The organism is Herbaspirillum sp., assembly GCF_017744395.1.
GTDB lineage: Bacteria > Pseudomonadota > Gammaproteobacteria > Burkholderiales > Burkholderiaceae_D > Herbaspirillum.
In genome coordinates this window covers 79,969-99,729 of sequence record NZ_JAGIBI010000003.1, presented here as the reverse complement: position 1 = coordinate 99,729, position 19,761 = coordinate 79,969, and the positions used below count along the sequence as shown (strand labels likewise).

The following is a 19,761-nucleotide window of genomic DNA, read 5'->3' as shown; positions in this document are numbered from 1 at the left end:
CATTACTTGCTTCAAACTGCCAAGGGCGCCGCCTTGCATCGCTTGCGAGGGGCGCCGTGCTTTCCATTTTCGTTCCGGTCAACGCAGTTTCAACGTCGACAGGCCCACCAGCACCAGCATCATGGTGATGATCCAGAACCGCACCACCACCTGGGTTTCCTTCCAGCCCTTCTGTTCGTAGTGATGGTGCAGCGGCGCCATCAGCAATACGCGGCGGCCGGTGCCGAAACGCTTCTTCGTGTATTTGAAATAGGCCACCTGGATCATCACCGACAGCGTTTCCACCACGAAGATGCCGCCCATGATGAACAGCACGATCTCCTGGCGCACGATCACGGCGATGGTGCCCAGCGCGCCGCCCAGCGCCAGCGCGCCGACGTCGCCCATGAACACCTGCGCCGGGTAGGCGTTGTACCAGAGGAAGGCCAGGCCCGCGCCGCCCATGGCGCCGCAGAAGATCAGCAGTTCGCCGGCGCCGGGGATGTGCGGGATGAACAGGTATTTGGCGTAGTTGGCGCTGCCGGTCAGGTAGGCGAACAGGCCCAGCGCGGCGCCCACCAGCACGGTCGGCATGATGGCCAGGCCGTCCAGGCCGTCGGTCAGGTTGACCGCGTTGCTGGTGCCGACGATGACGAAATAGGTCAGCGCGATGAAGCCCCACACGCCCAGCGGATAGCTCACGCTCTTGAAGAACGGCACGATCAGGTCGGCCTTGGGCGGCAGGTCGAGGCTGAAGCCGGACTGCACCCAGGCCACGAACAGGTCGAGCACCTTCATGTTGCTCACTTCGGACACCGAGAAGGCCAGGTAGAACGCCGCCACCAGCCCGATCAGCGACTGCCAGAAATACTTTTCGCGCGAGCGCATGCCTTGCGGGTCGCGGTAGACCACCTTGCGGTAGTCGTCGACCCAGCCGATGGCGCCGAAGCCGAGCGTGACGATCAGCACGATCCAGACGAAGCGGTTGGACAGGTCGGCCCACAGCAGGGTCGAGATGCCGATGCCGATCAGGATCAGCACGCCACCCATGGTCGGGGTGCCGGACTTGATCAGGTGGGTCTGCGGGCCGTCGGTGCGCACCGCCTGGCCGACCTTCATGCGCGTGAGCATGCGGATCACCGCCGGGCCGGCGATCATGCCGATCAACAAGGCGGTCAGCGTGGCGAACACCGCGCGGAAGGTGATGAAGCTGAACAGGCGCAAGAAGCCGAAGTCCTGTTGAAAATTCTGAGCGAGCCAGACCAGCATGTCAGTGGGTCTCCTGTTGATGTTGCGTGTTGGATTCAACGTTGACCAGATGCTGTACAACTCGCTCCATCTTCATGAAGCGTGAACCTTTTACCAAAACGGTCGCCCCTTGCGGAGCGGCTTGCTCGACCGCTGCATTGAGCGTGTCGATATCGGCGAAGTGGACGGCCTGCGCCGTCGCTTCGCCCGGTGTTTCCTGATACGCCTGCACCGCGTGGCGCATCAGTTCGCCCAGGCCGAACAGGCGGGCGATGCCGCGGCTCTTCGCATAGGCGCCGATCTCGCGGTGGAACTGCGGCCCCTGGTCGCCGACCTCGCCCATGTCGCCCAGCACCAGCACACGCGGACCGTCGATGGCGGCCAGCACATCGATGGCGGCGCGCACCGAATCCGGATTGGCGTTGTAGGTGTCGTCGATCACCAGCGCGCCGCTTTTCGCGGCCTTGCGCTGCAGGCGGCCGTTGACCGGAGCGAAGCTTTCCAGCCCGCGCACCACGGCATCCACCGGAATGCCCGCGCCCAAAGCGCAGGCGGCGGCGGCCAGCGCGTTGCGCACATTGTGTTCGCCTACCGCGGCCAGTTCCACCTTGAAGTGCGCCGGCGGCACCGCGATGCCCTTGATCGTCACCTGCAGCGTGCTGCCGAAAACGCCGGGCTTGTAGGTGGCGCCGACATCGGCCGCGTCATTCAAGCCGAAGGTCAGCACGCGGCGGGCGCCGGCTTCCTCGCGCCATAGCGGCGTGAAATCGTCGTCGGCCGGGAACACCGCCACGCCGTCGGCCGGCAGATGGCGGATCACCGCGCCGTTCTCGCGCGCCACCGCCTCGACGGTGGCCATGAATTCCTGGTGCTCGCGCTGGGCGTTGTTGACCAGCCCCAGCGTCGGCGCGGCGATGCGCGACAAGACAGCGATCTCGCCCGGATGGTTCATGCCCATCTCGATCACCGCTGCCTGATGCGAAGGCCGCAGGCGGAACAAGGTCAGCGGCACGCCGACTTCGTTGTTGAAGTTGCCGCGCGTGCCGAGATAGCCGTCGTCGCCGAACGCGGCGGCGAGGATGGACGCGATCATTTCCTTGACCGTGGTCTTGCCGTTGCTGCCGGTCACGCCGATCACCGGCACCTGATACAAGGAGCGCCAGCCGTGGGCGATCTGGCCCAGCGCGGCGCGGGTATCCGGCACCACGATGGCGGGCACGGCCAAGCCTTGCGGCACGCGCTCGACCACTACGGCGGCGGCGCCCTGCGCGGCCACGGCGTCAAGGAAATCATGCGCATCGAAACGCTCGCCGCGCAGCGCGACGAACACGTTGCCGGGCTTGACCGCGCGGCTGTCGGTGACGACATCGTTGAGTTCCAGCGCGCCGGCCGGCGCATTGGCGACCGTCGGCACGGTATGGGCCGACGCCGCCGCTTCGGCGGCGCGGATCCATTCCAGCAATTGCTTGAATTCGAACCGCATCACGCGCCCCCCATCATGGTCGAGCGCGCGGCCAGCGCCAGCGCGACGTGGTCGGCGTCGAGGAAGGGCAGCTTCTTGCCGGCGATTTCCTGGTAGGCCTCATGGCCCTTGCCGGCCAGCAGGACCACATCGGCCTTGGTGGCATGGCGGATCGCCCACAGGATGGCGCCGGCGCGGTCTTCCAGGATCACCGGTTCGATGCGGCTGATGCCGGCGCGAATCTGGGCGATGATGGCCTGCGGATCTTCGCTGCGCGGGTTGTCGCTGGTCAGCACCACATGGTCGGCCTGCTCGGAAATCTGTCCCATCTGCGGACGCTTGCCCGGATCGCGGTCGCCACCGCAGCCGAACACGCACCACAGTTCGCCGCCGCGCTGGGTGGCGACTTGGCGCAGCGTGGCCAGGGTCTTGTCGAGCGCATCAGGGGTATGCGCGTAGTCGATCACGATCAGCGGCACGTCCGGTCCGCCGAACTGCTGCATGCGGCCGGGCGCGGCGGTCAGCGCGCCGGCGGCGGCCACCACGGCATCCCAGGCCACGCCCTTGGCCAGCAGCACGCCCATGATGCCCAGCACATTGCTGACATTGAAGCGCCCCACCAGTTGCGTCTTGACCTGGCCGCTGCCGAACGGCGAATCGACCTGGAACACGGTGCCGGCATGGCTGCCGCGGATATTGCTGGCGCGCAGCGCGGGAATGCCGGCGGCCTGCGCATCGACCTCGTCTTCCAGCGCATAACCAATCACCGGCACCTTGCGCCCCTGCACCAGCGGCAGCAGGCGCACGCCCATGGCGTCGTCGAGGTTGATCACCGCATGCTGCAAGCCATCCCATTCGAACAACTTGCGCTTGGCGTCCTCATAGGAAACCATGTCGCCGTGGTAGTCGAGATGGTCGCGCGTGAAATTGGTAAACAGCGCCACGTCGACATGCATGCCGTTCATGCGGCCCTGCTCCAGCCCGATCGAGGAAGCCTCGATGGCCAGCGCGCCGACCTTGGCCTTGGCCAGGATGGCCAGATTGCGTTGCAGCAGCACGGCATCCGGCGTGGTGTAGCCGGTGACGTCGAACGCCTGGGCGCGGCCGCCCAGGAAAGTGCCCACGCCCAGGGTGCCGACCACGCCCGCCAGGCCCGCGCCGGGCAGGCGCGACAGCGCGGAGCCCAGCCAGTAAGCGCAGGAAGTCTTGCCATTGGTGCCGGTCACGGCCACGGTGAACATGCCCTGGTCCGGCCGGCCGTACCAGTCGGCGGCGATGTCGCCGGCCAAGGCCTTGAGATTGTCGACCGCCAGGCCCGGCACGCCGAGATGCTCCGGCCAGGCGAAACCGGCCGCCTCATAGACCACGGCGGCGGCGCCGCGCTCGACGGCGTCTTCTATATAAGAGCGGCCGTCGGCATCACCCACATAGGCGAAGAACACGTCGCCCGGCGCCACCCGGCGCGAGTCGGCGGTCAGTTGCGCACCGGCGGCAACGGCTGCGTCGGTGCGCAGCCAGTCGGCGATGTCCTTGATATTGAGCGCTCGCGGGGCCATTACATGCTCTCCTCAAGCGGTTCTTTGGGAATGATGATGTTGGTCACGCTGGAATCCGGCGGCACGTTCAGCGCGCGCAGCGCGTTGGCGGCCACACTGGCGAACACCGGGCCGGCCACCGGGCCGCCGTAGTGCTGGCCCTGCGGCTCGTCGATCATCACGGAAATGATCAGGCGCGGATCCGACATCGGCGCGATGCCGGAGAACGAGGCCACGTACTTGCGCACATATTTGCCGCCTTCGATCTTGTAGGCGGTGCCGGTCTTGCCGCCCACGCGGTAGCCCGGCACCTGCGCCTGCGGCGCGGTGCCGCCGGGGGCGACCACGGTTTCCAGCATGCGGCGCATCTGCAGCGCGGTGTTTTCGGAAATCACGCGCTGGCCGATCGGCGAATCGTTCACCTTGGTGAAGGACAGCGGAATGATGTCGCCGTTGCGGGCGAAGATCAGGTAGGCGTGCGCCAACTGGATCAGCGACACCGAGATGCCGTGGCCGTAGCTCATCGTGGCCTGCTCGATCGGGCGCCACGACTTGTAGGGGCGCACGCGGCCGGCCACCGCGCCGGGGAAGCCGTACTTGGGCTGCTGGCCGAAGCCGACCGTGGTGAACATGGTCCACATCTCTTCCGGCGGCATTTGCAGCGCGATCTTGGCGGTGCCGATGTTGGACGATTTCTCGATGATCTGCGCCACCGTCAGCGGACCGTGGGCATGCGAGTCGCCGATGGTCGCAGTGCCGATGGTCATCTTGCCGGGGGCGGTCTGGAACACGGTGGCGGGCGTGACGCGCTTGGTGTCCAGCGCCAGCGCCACGGTGAACGGCTTCAGGGTCGAGCCCGGCTCGAAGGTGTCGGTGACGACGCGGTTGCGCAGCTGCGCGCCGGTCAGCACCGAGCGGTCATTTGGATTGTAGGTCGGCATGTTGGCCAATGCCAGCACCTCGCCAGTCTTGGCATCGACCACGATGATGCCGCCGGCCTTGGCCTTGAACTTGTCGACCGCTTCCTTCAACTGGGTGAAGGCGATGTACTGGATCTTGCTGTCGATGGACAGGGTCAGGTCGCGCCCGTCGTGCGGATCGCGGATCGAGCCGATATCCTCGACCACCCGGCCCAGGCGGTCCTTGATCACGCGGCGGCTGCCGGTGACGCCGGCCAGCGTCTTCTGCGCGGCCAGTTCCATGCCGTCCTGGCCGGCATCTTCGACGTTGGTGAAGCCGACCACGTGCGCCATCACCTCGCCTTCAGGATAGAAGCGCTTGTACTCCTTGCGGGTTTCGATGCCGGGGATGCCGAGCTTGACGATCTTGTCGGAAATGTCCTGCTCCACCTGGCGCTTGAGGTAGACGAAGCTGCGGTCGGAGTCGAGCTTCTTGCGCAGGTCGGCGTCGCTCATCTCCAGCAGCTTGGCCAGTTCGCGCAGCTTCTCCTTGGGCGCGGCCTGCACGTCTTCGGGAATGGCCCAGATCGCCTTGACCGGCACCGACGAAGCCAGCACCTGGCCGTTGCGGTCGGTGATCTTGCCGCGCGTGGCCGGCAGCTCCAGCGTGCGCGCGTAGCGCGACGCCCCCTGCTTCTGCAGGAAATCGGTCGACACGCCCTGCAGCCACAGCGCGCGCGCCGCCAGCGCCGCGAAGGCGATGAACAGCACGAACAGCACGAAGCGCGAGCGCCAGGCCGGCAGCTTCACCTGCAGGATCGGGTTGGAAGAAAACGCCACCCCCTTGGAAGCCGCGACGCGGCCGCCGGAGAGATTGGTGCGCGGGGGCATGCGGGTCATTTGCCCCCCACGGTGAGATATTGGGTGCGGGCCGCGGTCAGCGGCACCATGCCGAGGTCGCGCCGGGCCAGCTCTTCGATGCGGGCGTTCTTGCCCAGCGTGGACTGGTCCAGCTGCAGTTGCGCCCAGTCGACGTCGAGCTGGCGCGCGGCGGTCTGCGAGCGCTCCAGTTCGATGAACAGGCTGCGCGCCTTGTATTGGGCGCTGACCACGGACAGGGCGCACCCCACCAGCAGGATGGTCAGCAGGATGCACAGGCGCCCGGTCATGGCTGGGCTCCCGTGCTATCGGAATGAATGAGGCGTTCGACGCTGCGCATCACCGCCGAGCGCGCGCGCGGGTTGGCGGCGACTTCGGCGTCGCTGGGCTTGACCCGCCCCAGCAGGCGCGCCGCCGGGCGCGGCAGGTCGGCCGCACGGATCGGCAGGCGGCGGTCAGGCTGCGGCGCATGGGCTTTGGATGCCATGAACTGCTTGACGATGCGATCTTCCAGCGAGTGAAAGCTGATCACAACCAATCTCCCGTGCTGCGCCATCTGCCGAAATGCCTTCTCCAGCCCTATTTCGAGTTCTTCAAGCTCTTGATTGACGAAAATCCGTACAGCTTGAAAGGTACGAGTGGCCGGGTCTTTGCCTTTCTCGCGGGTTTTGACGGCTTGTGCCACGAGCGCGGCAAGCTGTCGTGTGCTTGAAATTGGCTCGACTGCCCGGCCAGCAACAATCTTCTTTGCAATCTGAAGAGCAAACCGTTCTTCCCCATAATCTCGTATCACCTTTGCAATCTGCTGTTCGTCCGCCGTTGCCAGCCAATCCGCTGCCGACATGCCGCGCGTTGTGTCCATGCGCATGTCCAGCGGGCCATCCAAGCGAAAACTGAAGCCGCGCGCGGCGTCATCCACCTGCGGCGACGAAATGCCCAAATCCATCAATACCCCGTCGACCTTGGCGATGCCACGTGCGGCAAGCGCCTCGTCCAGCGTGGCGAAGCTGTCGTGCACGATCTCGAAGCGAGGATCGGCGATCTTCTCCGCCGTGGCGATGGCCAACGGGTCCTTGTCAAATGCGATCAGCCTGCCGCGCGGCCCCAGCTTGGCCAGGATCGCCCGGCTGTGGCCGCCGCGCCCGAACGTGCCGTCCAGGTACACGCCATCGGCGCGCTCGCCCTCGATGGCCAGCGCTTCGACCGCCTCTTCCAACAGCACGGTGCGGTGCTGCAATTCGGGCACCGGTTGCAATGTCATCTCGCCCGGCCGTCAGAAGGAAAAATTGTTCAACACATCGGGCATGCCCGCCGCGACCGCTTCCGATTCGCTCTCGGCCAGCTTGGCGGCATCCCAGATTTCGAAATGGCTGCCCATGCCCAGCAGCATCACGTCACGCTGCAGGCCGACCGCGGCGCGCAGCTCCGGCGCAATCAGGATGCGGCCGGCGGTGTCGAGCTCGACGTCGGAGGCATTGCCGAGGAAGATGCGCTGCCATGCGCGGGCCGACATCGGCCAGGCGGCGATCTGCTCGCGATGCGCTTCCCAGGTCGGACGCGGGAAAAACAGCAGGCAGCCGTGCGGGTGGCGGGTCAGCGTGACGCGCCCTTCGCACTGCACAAGCAGGGCGTCACGATGCTTGGCCGGAATGGTCATCCGTCCTTTGGCATCGAGATTGAGTGCTGACGCGCCCTGAAACACTGTGTTTGTCCTGTTCGCCGTGGCGAGTGAAATAGCTGATCGGGTGTCTTAAGATGGCGGCGGATGCAAATAAATCCGAAAATTCCCCACAAAAAAACACTTTTTGACACTGCCGCCCACTTTAGAGGATGCACTAATACAGGTCAAGCGGTATACCGAGGGAAAAACCGGGATTTTGCTAATAAAGTCAAAGACTTAGCGCGCTTCTTTAAAACGCCGTTTTAAGCAGTTTTCCGAGAAAAATGAAGGACTTAGGATTTACATTGAATGTGCAATCTGAGATATACACATGTGTTTATCGACAAGATTGCGTAACCACGCGGATTTGCGAGCGATGATCATGGCGCCGGAAGCGCTCCGGGCAAACCCGGGCCTCCCTGCTTCGACCACAGGATGCCGAAGGGATTTTGCAAACGGGGAAGAAGAAACCGGAGCGGGATTTTGCGCTGCAACTTGAGTTCATCCGGCTTCGAATTCTGTAATCGCTGTTTTTTTATTTTGACTAAAACACCGCGCTACTTTTACTATCCACGGTTTTGGAGATATATCGATCAAGACAGTTTTTTACAAAGCCGTTTCGATGCATCGATATTTTTCAATCGAGGGCGATCCGCCCAGGTCAAATCGGCTGAAAACGCAGATAGGGCTTGCTGATTCGCCATATTCCAGTGCTAAAATCTCGGCACCTTAACAGTGAAAGGAATTTTAAAGTGAACAAATCTGAATTGGTTGACGTTATCGCCGCCGACACCGAAATCTCCAAGGCTGCAGCCCAGCGCGCGCTGGACTCCGTCATCGAGAACATCATCAAGGCCGTGACCAAGGGCGATACCGTGCAATTGGTTGGCTTCGGTTCCTTCTCGACCGGCAAGCGCGCTGCCCGCACCGGCCGTAACCCGCAAACCGGCGAAGAAATCAAGATCGCCGCTGCGACCACCGTCAAGTTCTCGGCTGGCAAGGCTTTCAAGGAAGCCGTCAACAAGAAGAAGAAGTAATTCAGAATTTGAATGCCATGAACCCGGTTCATGGCATTCAAATGCCTCCTGCAGTACTCCCCGCATCCCCCCTTCCCGCAGTACCTCTCCCGCTCGTAAAACCCGGCCCCCGTTGCGCCTGCATCGTGGCGACTATCCGTTCCGACGTGAAAACGCCGCTGTACGGCCGGAACCGATACAGCGGCGTCAGCTCGCCTCTTTACGCCTGGGCCGGTCAGGCCCCCAGGTCGGCCAGCGGATGCTCTTCCTTCTTCCACGGATCGTCGAAGAAACCCTCGACCCATGCCGGCGTCGCCTCGGCCAACGTGGCCGGCTGCCATTTCGGCTTCTGGTCCTTCTCGATGATCAAGGCGCGCACGCCCTCGACGAAATCCGGCCGCGCCGCGCAATGCAGCGACACCACGAACTCCAGCCGGAACACCTCGGCCAGCGACAGGTGGCGCACCCGCTTTTGCAGCGCGTAACCGAGCCAGGCCGAACCTGGGGAACCGGCGCGCAAGGTGGCAATGGCCTTCTGCAGCCAGGCGTCGTCGGTCTGGATCGACAGGATGCCGTCGACAATCTCCGGCAGCGTGGGCTGGCGGCACAGCGCCTCGATCTGGTCGAAATGGCTACGCAGGTTGGATGGCGCGAAAGCGACGGCGCCGTCATCCAGCGAAGCGGCCTGCGCCTCGGCCAGCGTGCGCTCCAGCAGTTGCGCATCGTCGTCGCCGCCCCAGGGCTGCGCCAGCAGCGCATCGATGACGGACTGCTTGGAAGCCTGTGCGATGCAGTAATCGGCCAGGCCGGCGAACACGGCGTCCTTGGCGTTGAGCAGGGCGCCGGTCAGCGCCAGGAACACCCCGGTCTTGCCCGGCATGCGCGACAGGAACCAGCTTCCGCCCACGTCCGGATACAGGCCGATGGTGATCTCCGGCATCGCCAGGCGCGATTTCTCGGTCGCCACCCGGTGGCTGCAACCGGCCATCAGGCCGATGCCGCCGCCCATGACGATGCCGTGGCCCCAGCACAGGATCGGCTTGCCGAAGGTATGGATCAGGTAATCCAGGCGGTATTCATGCTCGAAGAATTCGGCGGCATAGCGGTTGCCTCGGATGTCGCCGCGCTCGGGCGAGGCATGGTGCTCGCGCATGGTGCGGTACAGCTGCTGCAGGTCGCCGCCGGCGCAGAAGGCCTTTTCGCCCTGCGCCTGCAGGATCACCAGCGCCACGCCCGGATCGGCCTGCCACTTGCGCAGTTGCGGCGTCAGCAAGTTGACCATCTCCAGCGAAATGGCGTGCAGGGTCTTTTCGGAAGCCAGCGTGGCCACGCCGATGCGGCGGCCATTGCTGGCGGTCAGCTCTTCAAACAAAACCGGTTGGGTCATTGGGTTCCTGACGTGTCTCTCGCGAAACCCGCAGTCGCCCGCGGGCCGCAGTATTGTTTTATAAGGGATGGCCGCACGCGCACCGGACATCGCCGGGCGCATGGGAATTCAATGAAGCAGACCGGTAGGCCGGATTCTGTTACGGCGGTTGCCCGCTATGACAGCCATTCCTCTAGGCGCCGGATTGCTCCGCCGCTCAAGCTTTCTACCCGCACGCTCCGCGAGCAACATCATCGCGTGCCTATTTGAAATTGCTCCGGGTGGAGGTTACCGCGTTTCACCGTAACTTAATACGCTCGTCTCTGTGGCCCTGTTCCTCGCCTTATGCCGGTTCGCACCGGGGTTCGGCGGACGGCCGTTAACCGTCACCCTGCTCTGTGGAGTCCGGACCTTCCTCCCGCCGCGCCCTTGCGGACGCGGCCAGCGGCTGTCTGGCCTGCATCGGGCGCTATTGTAACGCAGCATGGACCAAGGAGCCGGCACGGCGTCCGCAAAACGGTTTTGCACAAGTGCACAGGGCTTGGCGATAGGCAATTCAAGCCATGCCGTTGCACAACCGTTAAACTGCTGCAAACCAGCGCGCTGGCGACCACGCAACGCGCCGCTATTCGAATAGCCGACCATCCACTCAATCACGGGAGCATTGTGACCGCACTGCAAATGCCTAAACGCTTCCGGCCCCGACTCGGCCGGCGACGGCTGCTGGCGGCCTGCCTGCTGGCGCCGGCCCTGACGCCGGCGGCACTGGCGCAGGAGGCTACCGACACCATACCGATCGGTTTCGCCGGACCGCTCTCGGGTAGTTCCGCCAAGGTCGGCCAGAGCCAATTGCACGCGGTCGAGCTGGCCCTGCAGGAGATCAATGCCCGCGCACCGCGCCTCAACGGCCGCAGGATCGCCTACAAGCTGGTCATTGGCGACGACCGCGGCGATGCGCAAACGGCGGCGCTGATCGCCGAGTACCTGGTGCGCACGCGCGTGGCGGCGGTAATCGGGCACTGGAACACCGCCGCCAGCCTGGCCGCCGCGCCGCTCTACGCCGCCGCCGGCATCCCGCAGGTGGCAGCCGGCTCGAGCGGGCGCCAATACACCGCCAACGGGCTGGCCGGAAGCTTCCGCATCATCGGCCATGACGACGACGGCGGCGCCTACGCCGGCTCCTACGTGGCGCGCGTGCTCGACGTGCGCCGGGTGGCGGTGATCGACGACGACACCCCGTTCGGCCGCAACCTCGCCGTCACGTTCATCCGCAGCCTGCACGACAACGGCATGAACGTGGTGGCGCAGGAACGCGTCAACGCCAAGACCTCGGACTTCAACCAGCAACTCGGCCACATCCGCACCAAGAACCCGGACCTGGTGTTCTTCGCCGGGCTGGGGGCGCAAGCTGCGATCCTGGCGCGCAGCATGCGGCGCATGCAGATCCACGCGCCCCTGATGGCGGCCGACGGCACGGTCGGCCCACTGTTCATCGAACTGGCCGGCGCCGATGGCGATGGTACGTTGGGGCTGGCCTTCGGATCGTCCGAAGACAGGATGCCGGGCTGGAAGTCTTTCGAGAAGAAATACCGCGCCCGGCACAGCGACGACATCGAGCGCTTCGCCCCCTTCGCCTACGACGCCGCCCAGGTGCTGGCTGCCGCCATCCAGGCCGCCGGCACGACCGATGGCCGCAAGCTGGCCGACGCGTTGCACGCGATCCGCTACCAGGGCCTGACCGGAACTATCGCCTTCGACAATCAAGGCAACCTGCTCAACGCCACCTACACCATGTACGTACTGGCGCAGGGTAAATGGATGCCCGTGCGCAGCTTCGGCGGCACCCGTTAAGAAGCGATCCACGATTCAATCCGATCCCTGGCGGCACCATGCCGATTCGGCATGTGACACCCCCGGCGAATCTTCGTATAGTGGCCCACAATGATGCCGAGCATCCCGCGCCTCTCCGGGGCGGGATACCGGCAAACACTCCCGAACGGTACACAACAAGAACACCATGCATATCTGCGTATTGGGCGCCGGCGTAATCGGCGTCACCACCGCCTGGCGCCTGCTGCAGGACGGCCACCAGGTCACCCTGGTGGACGGCCGCGCCCAGCCCGGCGACGGCACCAGCCTGGGCAACGGCGCGCAACTGAGCTATTCCTACGTGGCGCCGCTGGCCGATCCGTCGGTCTGGTCCAAATGGGCCTACTACATGTTCAGCAGCGACTCCCCGCTGACCATCAAACCCACGCTCGACCCGGCCCAGTACCGCTGGTTGTTCGAATTCCTGCGCTGCTGCAACGCCGACCGCGTGCGCCGCACCACCATCGAGCTGCTGCAACTGGCCTTCTTCAGCCGCGACCAGCTCAAGCAATGGAACGCGCAGCTGAACCTGCAGTTCGACTACCAGACCTCCGGCAAGCTGGTGATGTACACCGACCATGCCGGCCTGGACAGCGCCGGCAAGCAGGTGCGGTTCCAGTCGCAGTTCGGCTGCCAGCAGGAAGTGCTGGACGCGGCGCGCTGCATCGCCATCGAACCGGCGCTGGCCAAGTCCTCACGCGACTGGGCCGGCGGCGTCTACACTCCCAGCGAGGAAGCCGGCGACTGCCCGCAGTTCTGCCGCGAGCTGGTGGCGGTGATGCAGGCCAATGCCAATTTCCGCTTCATCGGCAACGCCAGCGCCACCAATGTGCGCACCAGCGCCGGCGCCTTGCGCGCGGTGCAGGCCGGCGACGAATGGATCGAAGCCGACAGCTTCGTGCTCTGTTTCGGCCCGGAAAGCCCGGCGTTCGCGCGCCGCCTCGGCTTGTCGCTGCCGCTCTATCCGTTGAAAGGCTACAGCATCACCGTGCCGCTGCGGGATGCCGCCAGCCGCGCAGCCGCGCCGCAGGTTTCGATCACCGACATCTCGCGCAAGATCGTCTACGCGCGCCTGGGCGAGCGCCTGCGCGTGGCCGGCCGGGTCGAACTGGTGGGCATGGACCGTTCCATTCCCCAGCGCGCCATCGACGAACTCAAGCAAGGCGTGCATGAGCTGTTCCCCGGCTGCGCCCTGGGCGAGGATGCCGCGCTGTCGCCGTGGACGGGTTTCCGTCCCGCCACCCCGAGCGGCGTGCCGGTGGTCGGCCCCTCGCCGGTCAAGAACCTCTACCTCAACATCGGCCAGGGCGCGCTGGGCTGGACGCTGGCCTGCGGCAGCGCCACGCTGCTGGCCGACCAGGTCGCCGGCCGCAAATCCGAGATCGACGCCGCGCCTTTCCGCTTCGCTGCCTGAAGAAGTTTCACGCCCGGCTGAGAAGCTTTCACCGTAATCCGCCCTGCAAGTGCTGCCGGTTGCGTCTACCATAGGCGCAACCAACCACAACCGACGGAGACTGGAAGATGCGGGAAAACCGGCTGCGCACCCTGTTCGCGCAAAAGACGATGGCCTTGAGCGGCTGGGTATCGATGGGCAATTCGCTGCTGGCCGAAGTAGTCGCCAACAGCGGCTACGATGCGGTGACGGTGGACTTGCAGCACGGCCTGTTCTCGGTCGAATCGGCGGTGCCGATGCTGCAGGCGATCTCCACCACCGGCGCCGTGCCGCTGGTGCGCTGCTCCGAAAACAGCCTGGGCGAAATCAACAAGCTGCTCGACGCCGGCGCCTACGGCGTGATCTGCCCGCTGATCAACACCGCCGAAGACGCCGAACGCTTCGTGCGCGCCTGCCACTACTCGCCGCGCGGCGGCCGCAGCTACGGCCCGGCGCGCGGCTTCATGTACGGCGGCGGCGACTACTTCGCGCACGCCAACCGCACCATCCTGACGCTGGCCATGATCGAGACCAACCAGGGTTTCGCCAACGCCGAAGCCATCCTGCGCGTGCCCGACCTGGACGGCATCTTCATCGGCCCGGCCGACCTCAACATCGAGATGGGCCTGGCGCCCGACGCCTACGACGCGCCGCAACTCAACGACGCCATCCGCTCGCTGGTGGCGCTGGCCAGGAAGCTGGGCAAGTATGTCGGGATCTTCGCCGGCACCATGGACATGGCCCAGCGCATGAAGGAGTTCGGCATGGACCTGGTGGCGCCCGGCACCGACATCCAGCAGATCAAGGCCGAGGCGGCGCGCCGGATCGCGGCGTTGCGCTGAACCCCGCCCACCTTCTTCGGCAGCGTCGGAATGGCGATACCCGTACGAAGTTAATTTGAGAATCGTCCTATAGAAATCCCCTGCCCCGTCGCCGGATAATTTCCAAAAAACGGGGAGGGGATGACGCGCATCCGTTCCCGCCAAGGGAGCCCGCATGCCGACACCGCCATTCCATTCCGACATATTCTCCAACACCGCCTGGCGGCAACGCGCCGCCCGCATCGCGCAGGCCATGGACGGCAACTTCACCTGGCTGGCGGCTTGCATCATGCTGTTCGCGCTATGCCTGCAACTGGCAAGCGCGGGCAATCTCGGGTCCGACAGCCCAACGGAAAGCACTGTCGCCAGCGTACCGCCGCCGGACGCGACGGCCGCCGATATCGCCGCCATGCCATCCTGCAGCCCGCAACGCGACGCGGCGCTGCAAAGCCATTTCATGCTGTTGCACATGTGCACCGTCGAACGCCAGCCGCGTCCCGGCATCGAGGCGGCCCCCCCCAGGAGAAGCGGACGCGCCATCAGGCAGCGCATGACATGATTTGCCTGAATCCTCTTTCCGAAACGCGCAAAAAAACCGCTGCATCACTCCCCGCAGCGGCTTTTCCACTTGCGGACGCCGCCGGCGCGGCGCCCCATCTTCAGATCATCCTCTCGCCACGCGCCCGAAGAACGGATAGTTGGGGTCGTTGTAGCCATGCGTCGAAGCATGGCCCGGCGTCACCAGGCTGTCCACCAGCGCCTCTTCCTCGGCGCTGATCTTCAGTTCGACGGCATTGTAGTAATCCTCCATCTGCGCCAGCGTGCGCGGCCCGGCGATCACGCTGCTGACCGCCGCATTGGCCATCACCCAGGCCGTGGCGAACTGCCCCAGCTTGACGCCGCGCGCCTCGCAATGCTGCTGCAGGCGCTGCGCGATGAGCAGCGACTCTTCGCGGAATTCGGTTTCCATCATGCGCTTGTCGCCGCGCCCGGCGCGGGTATCGGCGGCCGGCTTGGCGCCCGGCTGGTACTTGCCGCTCAGCACGCCGCGCGCGATCGGGCTGTACGGCACCACGCCCAGGCCGTAGTTGGCGCAGGCCGGCAGGATCTCCACTTCCGGCTGGCGGTTCAGCAGGTTGTAGTAGGGCTGGCACACCAGCGGCAGCGGCACGTTGTTCTTCTCGCACAGGCGCACGATCTCGGCGATGCGCCAGCCGCGGAAGTTGGAGACGCCGAAACCGCGGATCTTGCCGGCGCGAATCAGGTCGCCCAGCGACTGCACCGCCTCTTCCAGGTTTTCATCCTGGTAGTCGCGGTGCATGTAGAGGATGTCGAGGTAATCGGTGTCCAGGCGGCGCAGGATATTGTCGGTCTCGCGCACGATCCAGTGGCGCGAATAGTGCGACTCATTGGGCGCATCGCTCATCGGGTTGCCCAGCTTGCTGGCCAGCACCCAGTGCTGGCGCTGGCCCTTGAGCAGCTGGCCGACGATTTCTTCCGAACGGCCCTTGGTGTAGACGTCGGCCGTGTCGATGAAGTTGACGCCATGCTCGCGCGCCGAGGCGACGATGCGGCCGGATTCTTCGATGTCGGTCTGGTCGCCGAACATCATGGTGCCCAAACACAGTGCCGAAACCTTGAGGTTGCTCTTGCCGAGGCGACGATATTGCATGCTCTCTCCGTTGAGATAGGAATAAGGGGATTGGGAATTCTAGCGTCGTCCGGCAATGCCTGCCGGACGGCCTCCAAACACGTTACAGCAGCGCCGCTTCCTCTTCCTGCCAGCGGCGCTTGTCGCGCAGCGGCGGCGCGCCGAACAGGCGGCTGTATTCGCGGCTGAATTGCGAGGAGCTTTCATAGCCCACCGTGTGCGCGGCCATCGCCACGCTCATGTCGTCGGTCAGGATCAGCTTGCGCGCTTCCTGCAGGCGCAGGTTCTTCTGGTATTGCAGCGGACTCATCGCCGTCACCAGCTTGAAGTGGTGGTGCAGCGAAGACACGCTCATGTGCACGTCGCGCGCGATGTCTTCCATGCGCAGCGGCTGCGCGTAGCCGTCCTTCATCAGGCGGATGGCCTTGGCGATGCGGTTCATCTGGCTGTCCTGCAGCACGGTCTGGCGCAGCAATGCGCCCTGCCCGTTCATCAGCAGGCGGTACAGGATCTCGCGCCGGATCATCGGCGCCAGGATGGGGATGTCGCGCGGCGTCTCATGCAGGCGCAGCAAACGCAATACGGCATCGAGCAGCGTGGCGTCGAGCCGGTTGACGTACAGCCCGCGCGCGGCGGCGGCCGCATCGGCGGCGGTGGCCTGGGGCAGGTTCTCGTCGCCGATCAGCGCGCCGATCTCACGCGTATCCAGTTCCAGCCGCACGCCGAGATACGGTTCGTCAGGACTGGCCGTCATCACCTTGCCCACCACCGGCAGGTCGACCGACGCCACCAGGTAGTGCATCGGGTCGTATTCGTAGACATCGTCGCCGATGAACAGGCGCTTGGAACCCTGGGCGATCAGCGCGAACACCGGCTTTTGCACCGCATGCTTGGGGCCGCCCGCGCAAGTGATGCGATGGATGCCCAGGCCTTCGACGGCGGTATCCAGCGATCCCTCTACTCCCTCGGTATAGCGATGGATCAATTGCAGCAGCTCGCGCCGCATGGCATCGAAACGCTGCAGTTCGTCGGCCGGGGACGGCATGGCGGCAGGCGTTGTTCCGGTGTTTCCGATCGCGTCGGCGGCGGCTTCGGAAACGATGTGTTCGTTCAGATCCATGGCGGCTCCGGGTTCAATAGGAAGGCAGCTTAGCCCAATTCACCATTTTGCCTGATTCTCCGTCGCAAACCTTGCAGGAATAGGCAAATAATTAGCAGGATCAGGTATGCTCGCCATCCCCCGCAGGGAGAAAATCGCCTGCAGACGCCTTATCCGGCACACAAAACAGGCCTCTGCTCAATATAGGGGATTTATTGAAAACTGCCCAATCGTCGATCACTTTGCAGGATTGGGCAGGAAATCGGCAGTTTTCGGCACGAAATTTTTGCTGCGATCCAGCATAATCCTCCCCAGCCTGAGAGCATTCCTATTCACGATGTGAGCATCGTCCCGGCGCCCTGCTGAAACGGGCGCCACCGCCGGCCCCAGGGCCGCCACGCAATACCAGCATCCCCGGCGCAGACCAGCGCGCCGCTTCTTCATCAACCCGATTTTCCCGCCTCTTCACCGGCATCGCGCCGGCGGGGATGACGCTTTCCGCTTTCCGTTCGATGCAGGCCGCCCCGCGCGGCACTGCGCGGAGCAGTGCCGGCGCGAAAAACCGCAAGACAAGAGAAAGGCCAGCGATGAACCACACCAGCCATGGCGATAGCGCAACCGCAAAGGCGGCATGCCGCCTTGCGCCAGAGTCAGAACACGCTCTCGGCGATGTTGTGCTGCTCGACCACGTTGCGCACGGTGGTGGCTTCGCCCTTGTCGACGAAGCGGCATTCGCCCTCGACCTTTTCCATGCCCATGGTACAGGCACGGTGCAGCGGGCAAGTGGAGAACAGTTCGGCCACCCAGTCGACGAAGGCGCGCACCTTGGGCGAAAGATGGCGGTTGTGCAGGTAGACCACCGAGATCGGCAACGGTGCGGGCTTCCATTGCGACAGCACCTCGACCAGGCGGCCTTCCTCGATGTGCGGCATCACCATGTACAGCGGCGCCTGCACCATGCCGAAACCCTGCAGCGCGCAGGCCACGTAGGCATCGCCGTCGTTGACGGAGAGCTTGCCGTCCATCTTGACCTCGCGCGTGACGCCGTCGACCACGAAGTCCCAGTCGATGGTGCGGCCGGTGCGGCTGGAGAAGTAATGCACCGACTTGTGCTGCTGCAGATCCTCGATGGTATGCGGCATGCCATGCCGCTCAAGGTAGCTGGGCGCGGCGCAGGTCACGGTCTGGAAAGTGCCGATGCGGCGCGCCACCATGGACGAATCCTGCAGCTCGCCGATGCGGATCACGCAGTCGACCGCCTCCTGCACCATGTCCACCGGGCGGTCGCCCATGCCCATGACCAGTTCGATGTCGGGGTACTTGGTGTAGAAGTCGCACAGGTTGGGCAACAGCAGCAGGCGGCCGACCGAGGCCGGCACGTCGATGCGCAGCCGGCCTTGCGGGCCGCGCGTGACGTTGCGGAAGGATTGTTCGGTTTCGTCGACATCGGCCAGGATGCGCACGCAACGCTCGTAGTAGGCAGCGCCGTCGGGCGTGAGGCTGATGCGGCGCGTGGTGCGGTTCAACAGTCGCACCTGCAGCAGGCTTTCCAGCCCCTGGATGATGGTGGTGACGGTGGTGCGCGGCAGGTTCAGGTTGTCCGCGGCTCGCGTGAAACTGTTGGCATCCACCACGGCGGTAAATACCTGCATGGCCTGGAAACGGTCCATCGCTCTCTCCTTTCGGCCGCGCGGCCGAATTACCGCGGAAACCGACTAAAAAACCAGAAAAATCACCGAAAAACAGATAAGGCGTCAGCCGCCATCCAAGGCTGGATCCGGCTTTCCTGCGCCTTGGCTGGCCTGGTCGACCTGCTGGCCAGCCTCGTGTTGGGCCGAATTATGACGAATATTGATGCCGCGATTGTTCGAACTTGGCGAACAGTGTTGTTGGATTATATGAGTTTATTTGAGACCGTGCCGTGGCGCACAATCCGCTTCACTTTCCGACAAAGGGCTTTGGCCCAGAAGCAGACCATGGACGGCTCGCGTTCCCTCGACATTCGCAACTTCTTCGTTCCCGGCCCGCTCGGGCGCATCCCGGTGCGCCTGTACCAGCCGGCACAGGAAGCCGGCCAGCAGCAGCGCTTGCCGCTGGTGCTGTACTTCCACGGCGGCGGCTTTATCGGCGGCTCGCTGGACGACGCCGACGCCCCGGCCAGCTTCATCGCCCGCTACAGCGGCAGCGTGGTGCTGGCGGTGGGCTACTCGTTGGCGCCGGCCAAGCCGTTCCCGGCCGCGCCGGAAGACGCTTACGCCGCCGCCGTGTGGGCCTGCAAGCATGCCGCTGAACTCAACGCCGACATCGACCGCATGGTGGTAGCCGGCGACGACGCCGGCGGCAGCCTGGCCGCCAGCCTGACGCTGATGGTGCGCGACCGCTGCGCCAAACCGCTGGCCGCGCAAGTGCTGATCAGCCCCATGCTCGACCCCAGCATGCGCCTGGTGGGCGACGCCGTGCGCATGCAGTCGGACCTGACCGCCGAGCGCTGCGCCGCGTCTTATCGCCAGTACCTGCCGCAGACCATGCAGCGCCTGCACCCGTATGCCGCGCCGCTGGAAGTGAGCCGCCTGGCGGGCCTGCCGGCCGCCTTCATCGCCACCGCCGAACGCGACGTGCTGTGCCCGGAAGCCGAGAAGTACGCCTCCAGCCTGATCCTTGCCGGCGTGCCTACGCAAGTGTCGCGCTTCGCCGGCATCACGCATGGCGCGCTGCGCACGCATATTCCGCTGCTCAAGGAAATCGTCAATTTCCTGCGCTGCCGTTTCGCCCATACCCATCGCGACGACAAGAACAACACCGACTACACCCCGTTCAACCTGCAAGCATCTCCCACTCTCTGAGG

17 protein-coding genes and 1 other RNA gene are annotated in these 19,761 nt (G+C 64.8%); 6 read left to right on the top strand and 12 right to left on the bottom strand.

Features of this window, described 5'->3' with window-relative positions; translation table 11 throughout:
* Positions 1 to 78: 78 nt before the first annotated feature.
* Genes mraY through mraZ form a run of 7 tightly spaced genes read right to left on the bottom strand, consistent with a single transcriptional unit; the run spans position 79 to position 7,704 of the window.
* The gene (gene mraY / locus J7548_RS09255) at positions 79 to 1,248 is read right to left on the bottom strand and encodes a phospho-N-acetylmuramoyl-pentapeptide-transferase (RefSeq protein ID WP_290973600.1); all 1,170 of its coding nucleotides are present in this window, start codon (positions 1,246 to 1,248) and stop codon (positions 79 to 81) included.
* 1 nt (position 1,249) lies between these two features.
* Positions 1,250 to 2,713: a UDP-N-acetylmuramoyl-tripeptide--D-alanyl-D-alanine ligase gene (gene murF, locus J7548_RS09250; RefSeq protein ID WP_290973597.1), complete on the bottom strand. Its 1,464-nt coding sequence runs from the start codon at positions 2,711 to 2,713 to the stop codon at positions 1,250 to 1,252.
* On the bottom strand, positions 2,710 to 4,245 hold the full coding sequence (locus tag J7548_RS09245) for a UDP-N-acetylmuramoyl-L-alanyl-D-glutamate--2,6-diaminopimelate ligase (RefSeq protein ID WP_290973594.1): 1,536 nt from the start codon (positions 4,243 to 4,245) through the stop codon (positions 2,710 to 2,712). The genes murF and J7548_RS09245 overlap by 4 nt, the downstream gene beginning before the upstream one ends.
* A complete protein-coding gene (locus J7548_RS09240) occupies positions 4,245 to 6,023 on the bottom strand; it encodes a penicillin-binding protein 2 (RefSeq protein ID WP_290973591.1) in 1,779 nt (592 codons plus the stop codon). The genes J7548_RS09245 and J7548_RS09240 overlap by 1 nt, the downstream gene beginning before the upstream one ends.
* Complete coding sequence (gene ftsL / locus J7548_RS09235; protein ID WP_290973588.1) at positions 6,020 to 6,292, bottom strand: cell division protein FtsL; 273 nt, start codon at positions 6,290 to 6,292, stop codon at positions 6,020 to 6,022. Before ftsL ends, J7548_RS09240 begins: the two co-directional genes overlap by 4 nt.
* Positions 6,289 to 7,263, bottom strand: a complete 975-nt coding sequence (gene rsmH / locus J7548_RS09230) for a 16S rRNA (cytosine(1402)-N(4))-methyltransferase RsmH (RefSeq protein WP_290973586.1) — start codon at positions 7,261 to 7,263, stop codon at positions 6,289 to 6,291. Before rsmH ends, ftsL begins: the two co-directional genes overlap by 4 nt.
* Positions 7,264 to 7,275: 12 nt before the next feature.
* Complete coding sequence (gene mraZ, locus J7548_RS09225; RefSeq protein ID WP_290973584.1) at positions 7,276 to 7,704, bottom strand: division/cell wall cluster transcriptional repressor MraZ; 429 nt, start codon at positions 7,702 to 7,704, stop codon at positions 7,276 to 7,278.
* Positions 7,705 to 8,414: 710 nt separating this feature from the next.
* On the opposite strand from mraZ, the gene J7548_RS09220 reads away from it, so the two are divergent.
* A complete protein-coding gene (locus J7548_RS09220; protein WP_006465510.1) occupies positions 8,415 to 8,699 on the top strand; it encodes an HU family DNA-binding protein in 285 nt (94 codons plus the stop codon).
* A gap of 214 nt (positions 8,700 to 8,913) precedes the next feature.
* Here the strand turns inward: J7548_RS09220 and J7548_RS09215 are convergent, their stop codons facing one another.
* Positions 8,914 to 10,065 (bottom strand): enoyl-CoA hydratase/isomerase family protein, encoded by a 1,152-nt coding sequence (locus J7548_RS09215; protein ID WP_290973569.1) that lies wholly within the window; start codon positions 10,063 to 10,065, stop codon positions 8,914 to 8,916.
* Between the two features lie 109 nt (positions 10,066 to 10,174).
* Positions 10,175 to 10,508: RNase P RNA component class A (gene rnpB / locus J7548_RS09210), an RNA gene on the bottom strand.
* 217 nt (positions 10,509 to 10,725) lie between these two features.
* On the opposite strand from rnpB, the gene J7548_RS09205 reads away from it, so the two are divergent.
* The 4 genes from J7548_RS09205 to J7548_RS09190 all read left to right on the top strand — a co-directional run bounded on the left by J7548_RS09205 (position 10,726) and on the right by J7548_RS09190 (position 14,725).
* On the top strand, positions 10,726 to 11,895 hold the full coding sequence (locus tag J7548_RS09205; protein WP_290973566.1) for a branched-chain amino acid ABC transporter substrate-binding protein: 1,170 nt from the start codon (positions 10,726 to 10,728) through the stop codon (positions 11,893 to 11,895).
* Between the two features lie 166 nt (positions 11,896 to 12,061).
* The gene (locus J7548_RS09200; protein WP_290973563.1) at positions 12,062 to 13,327 is read left to right on the top strand and encodes a D-amino acid dehydrogenase; all 1,266 of its coding nucleotides are present in this window, start codon (positions 12,062 to 12,064) and stop codon (positions 13,325 to 13,327) included.
* 107 nt (positions 13,328 to 13,434) lie between these two features.
* Entirely contained in the window at positions 13,435 to 14,187 is a 753-nt protein-coding gene (locus J7548_RS09195) for an aldolase/citrate lyase family protein (protein ID WP_290973561.1), read from the top strand.
* 154 nt (positions 14,188 to 14,341) lie between these two features.
* Positions 14,342 to 14,725: a hypothetical protein gene (locus tag J7548_RS09190; RefSeq protein WP_290973558.1), complete on the top strand. Its 384-nt coding sequence runs from the start codon at positions 14,342 to 14,344 to the stop codon at positions 14,723 to 14,725.
* 105 nt (positions 14,726 to 14,830) lie between these two features.
* Here J7548_RS09190 and J7548_RS09185 read toward each other — a convergent pair whose 3' ends face one another.
* The 3 genes from J7548_RS09185 to J7548_RS09175 all read right to left on the bottom strand — a co-directional run bounded on the left by J7548_RS09185 (position 14,831) and on the right by J7548_RS09175 (position 18,586).
* Positions 14,831 to 15,838: an aldo/keto reductase gene (locus J7548_RS09185; protein ID WP_290973555.1), complete on the bottom strand. Its 1,008-nt coding sequence runs from the start codon at positions 15,836 to 15,838 to the stop codon at positions 14,831 to 14,833.
* A gap of 82 nt (positions 15,839 to 15,920) precedes the next feature.
* A complete protein-coding gene (locus tag J7548_RS09180) occupies positions 15,921 to 16,937 on the bottom strand; it encodes an AraC family transcriptional regulator (protein ID WP_290973552.1) in 1,017 nt (338 codons plus the stop codon).
* Positions 16,938 to 17,566: 629 nt separating this feature from the next.
* Positions 17,567 to 18,586, bottom strand: coding sequence for a LysR family transcriptional regulator (locus tag J7548_RS09175; RefSeq protein WP_290973550.1), 1,020 nt, complete (start codon positions 18,584 to 18,586; stop codon positions 17,567 to 17,569).
* A gap of 306 nt (positions 18,587 to 18,892) precedes the next feature.
* Here J7548_RS09175 and J7548_RS09170 point away from each other — a divergent pair, with 306 nt between their 5' ends.
* A complete protein-coding gene (locus J7548_RS09170) occupies positions 18,893 to 19,759 on the top strand; it encodes an alpha/beta hydrolase (RefSeq protein ID WP_290973548.1) in 867 nt (288 codons plus the stop codon).
* The last annotated feature ends 2 nt before the right edge of the window (positions 19,760 to 19,761 follow it).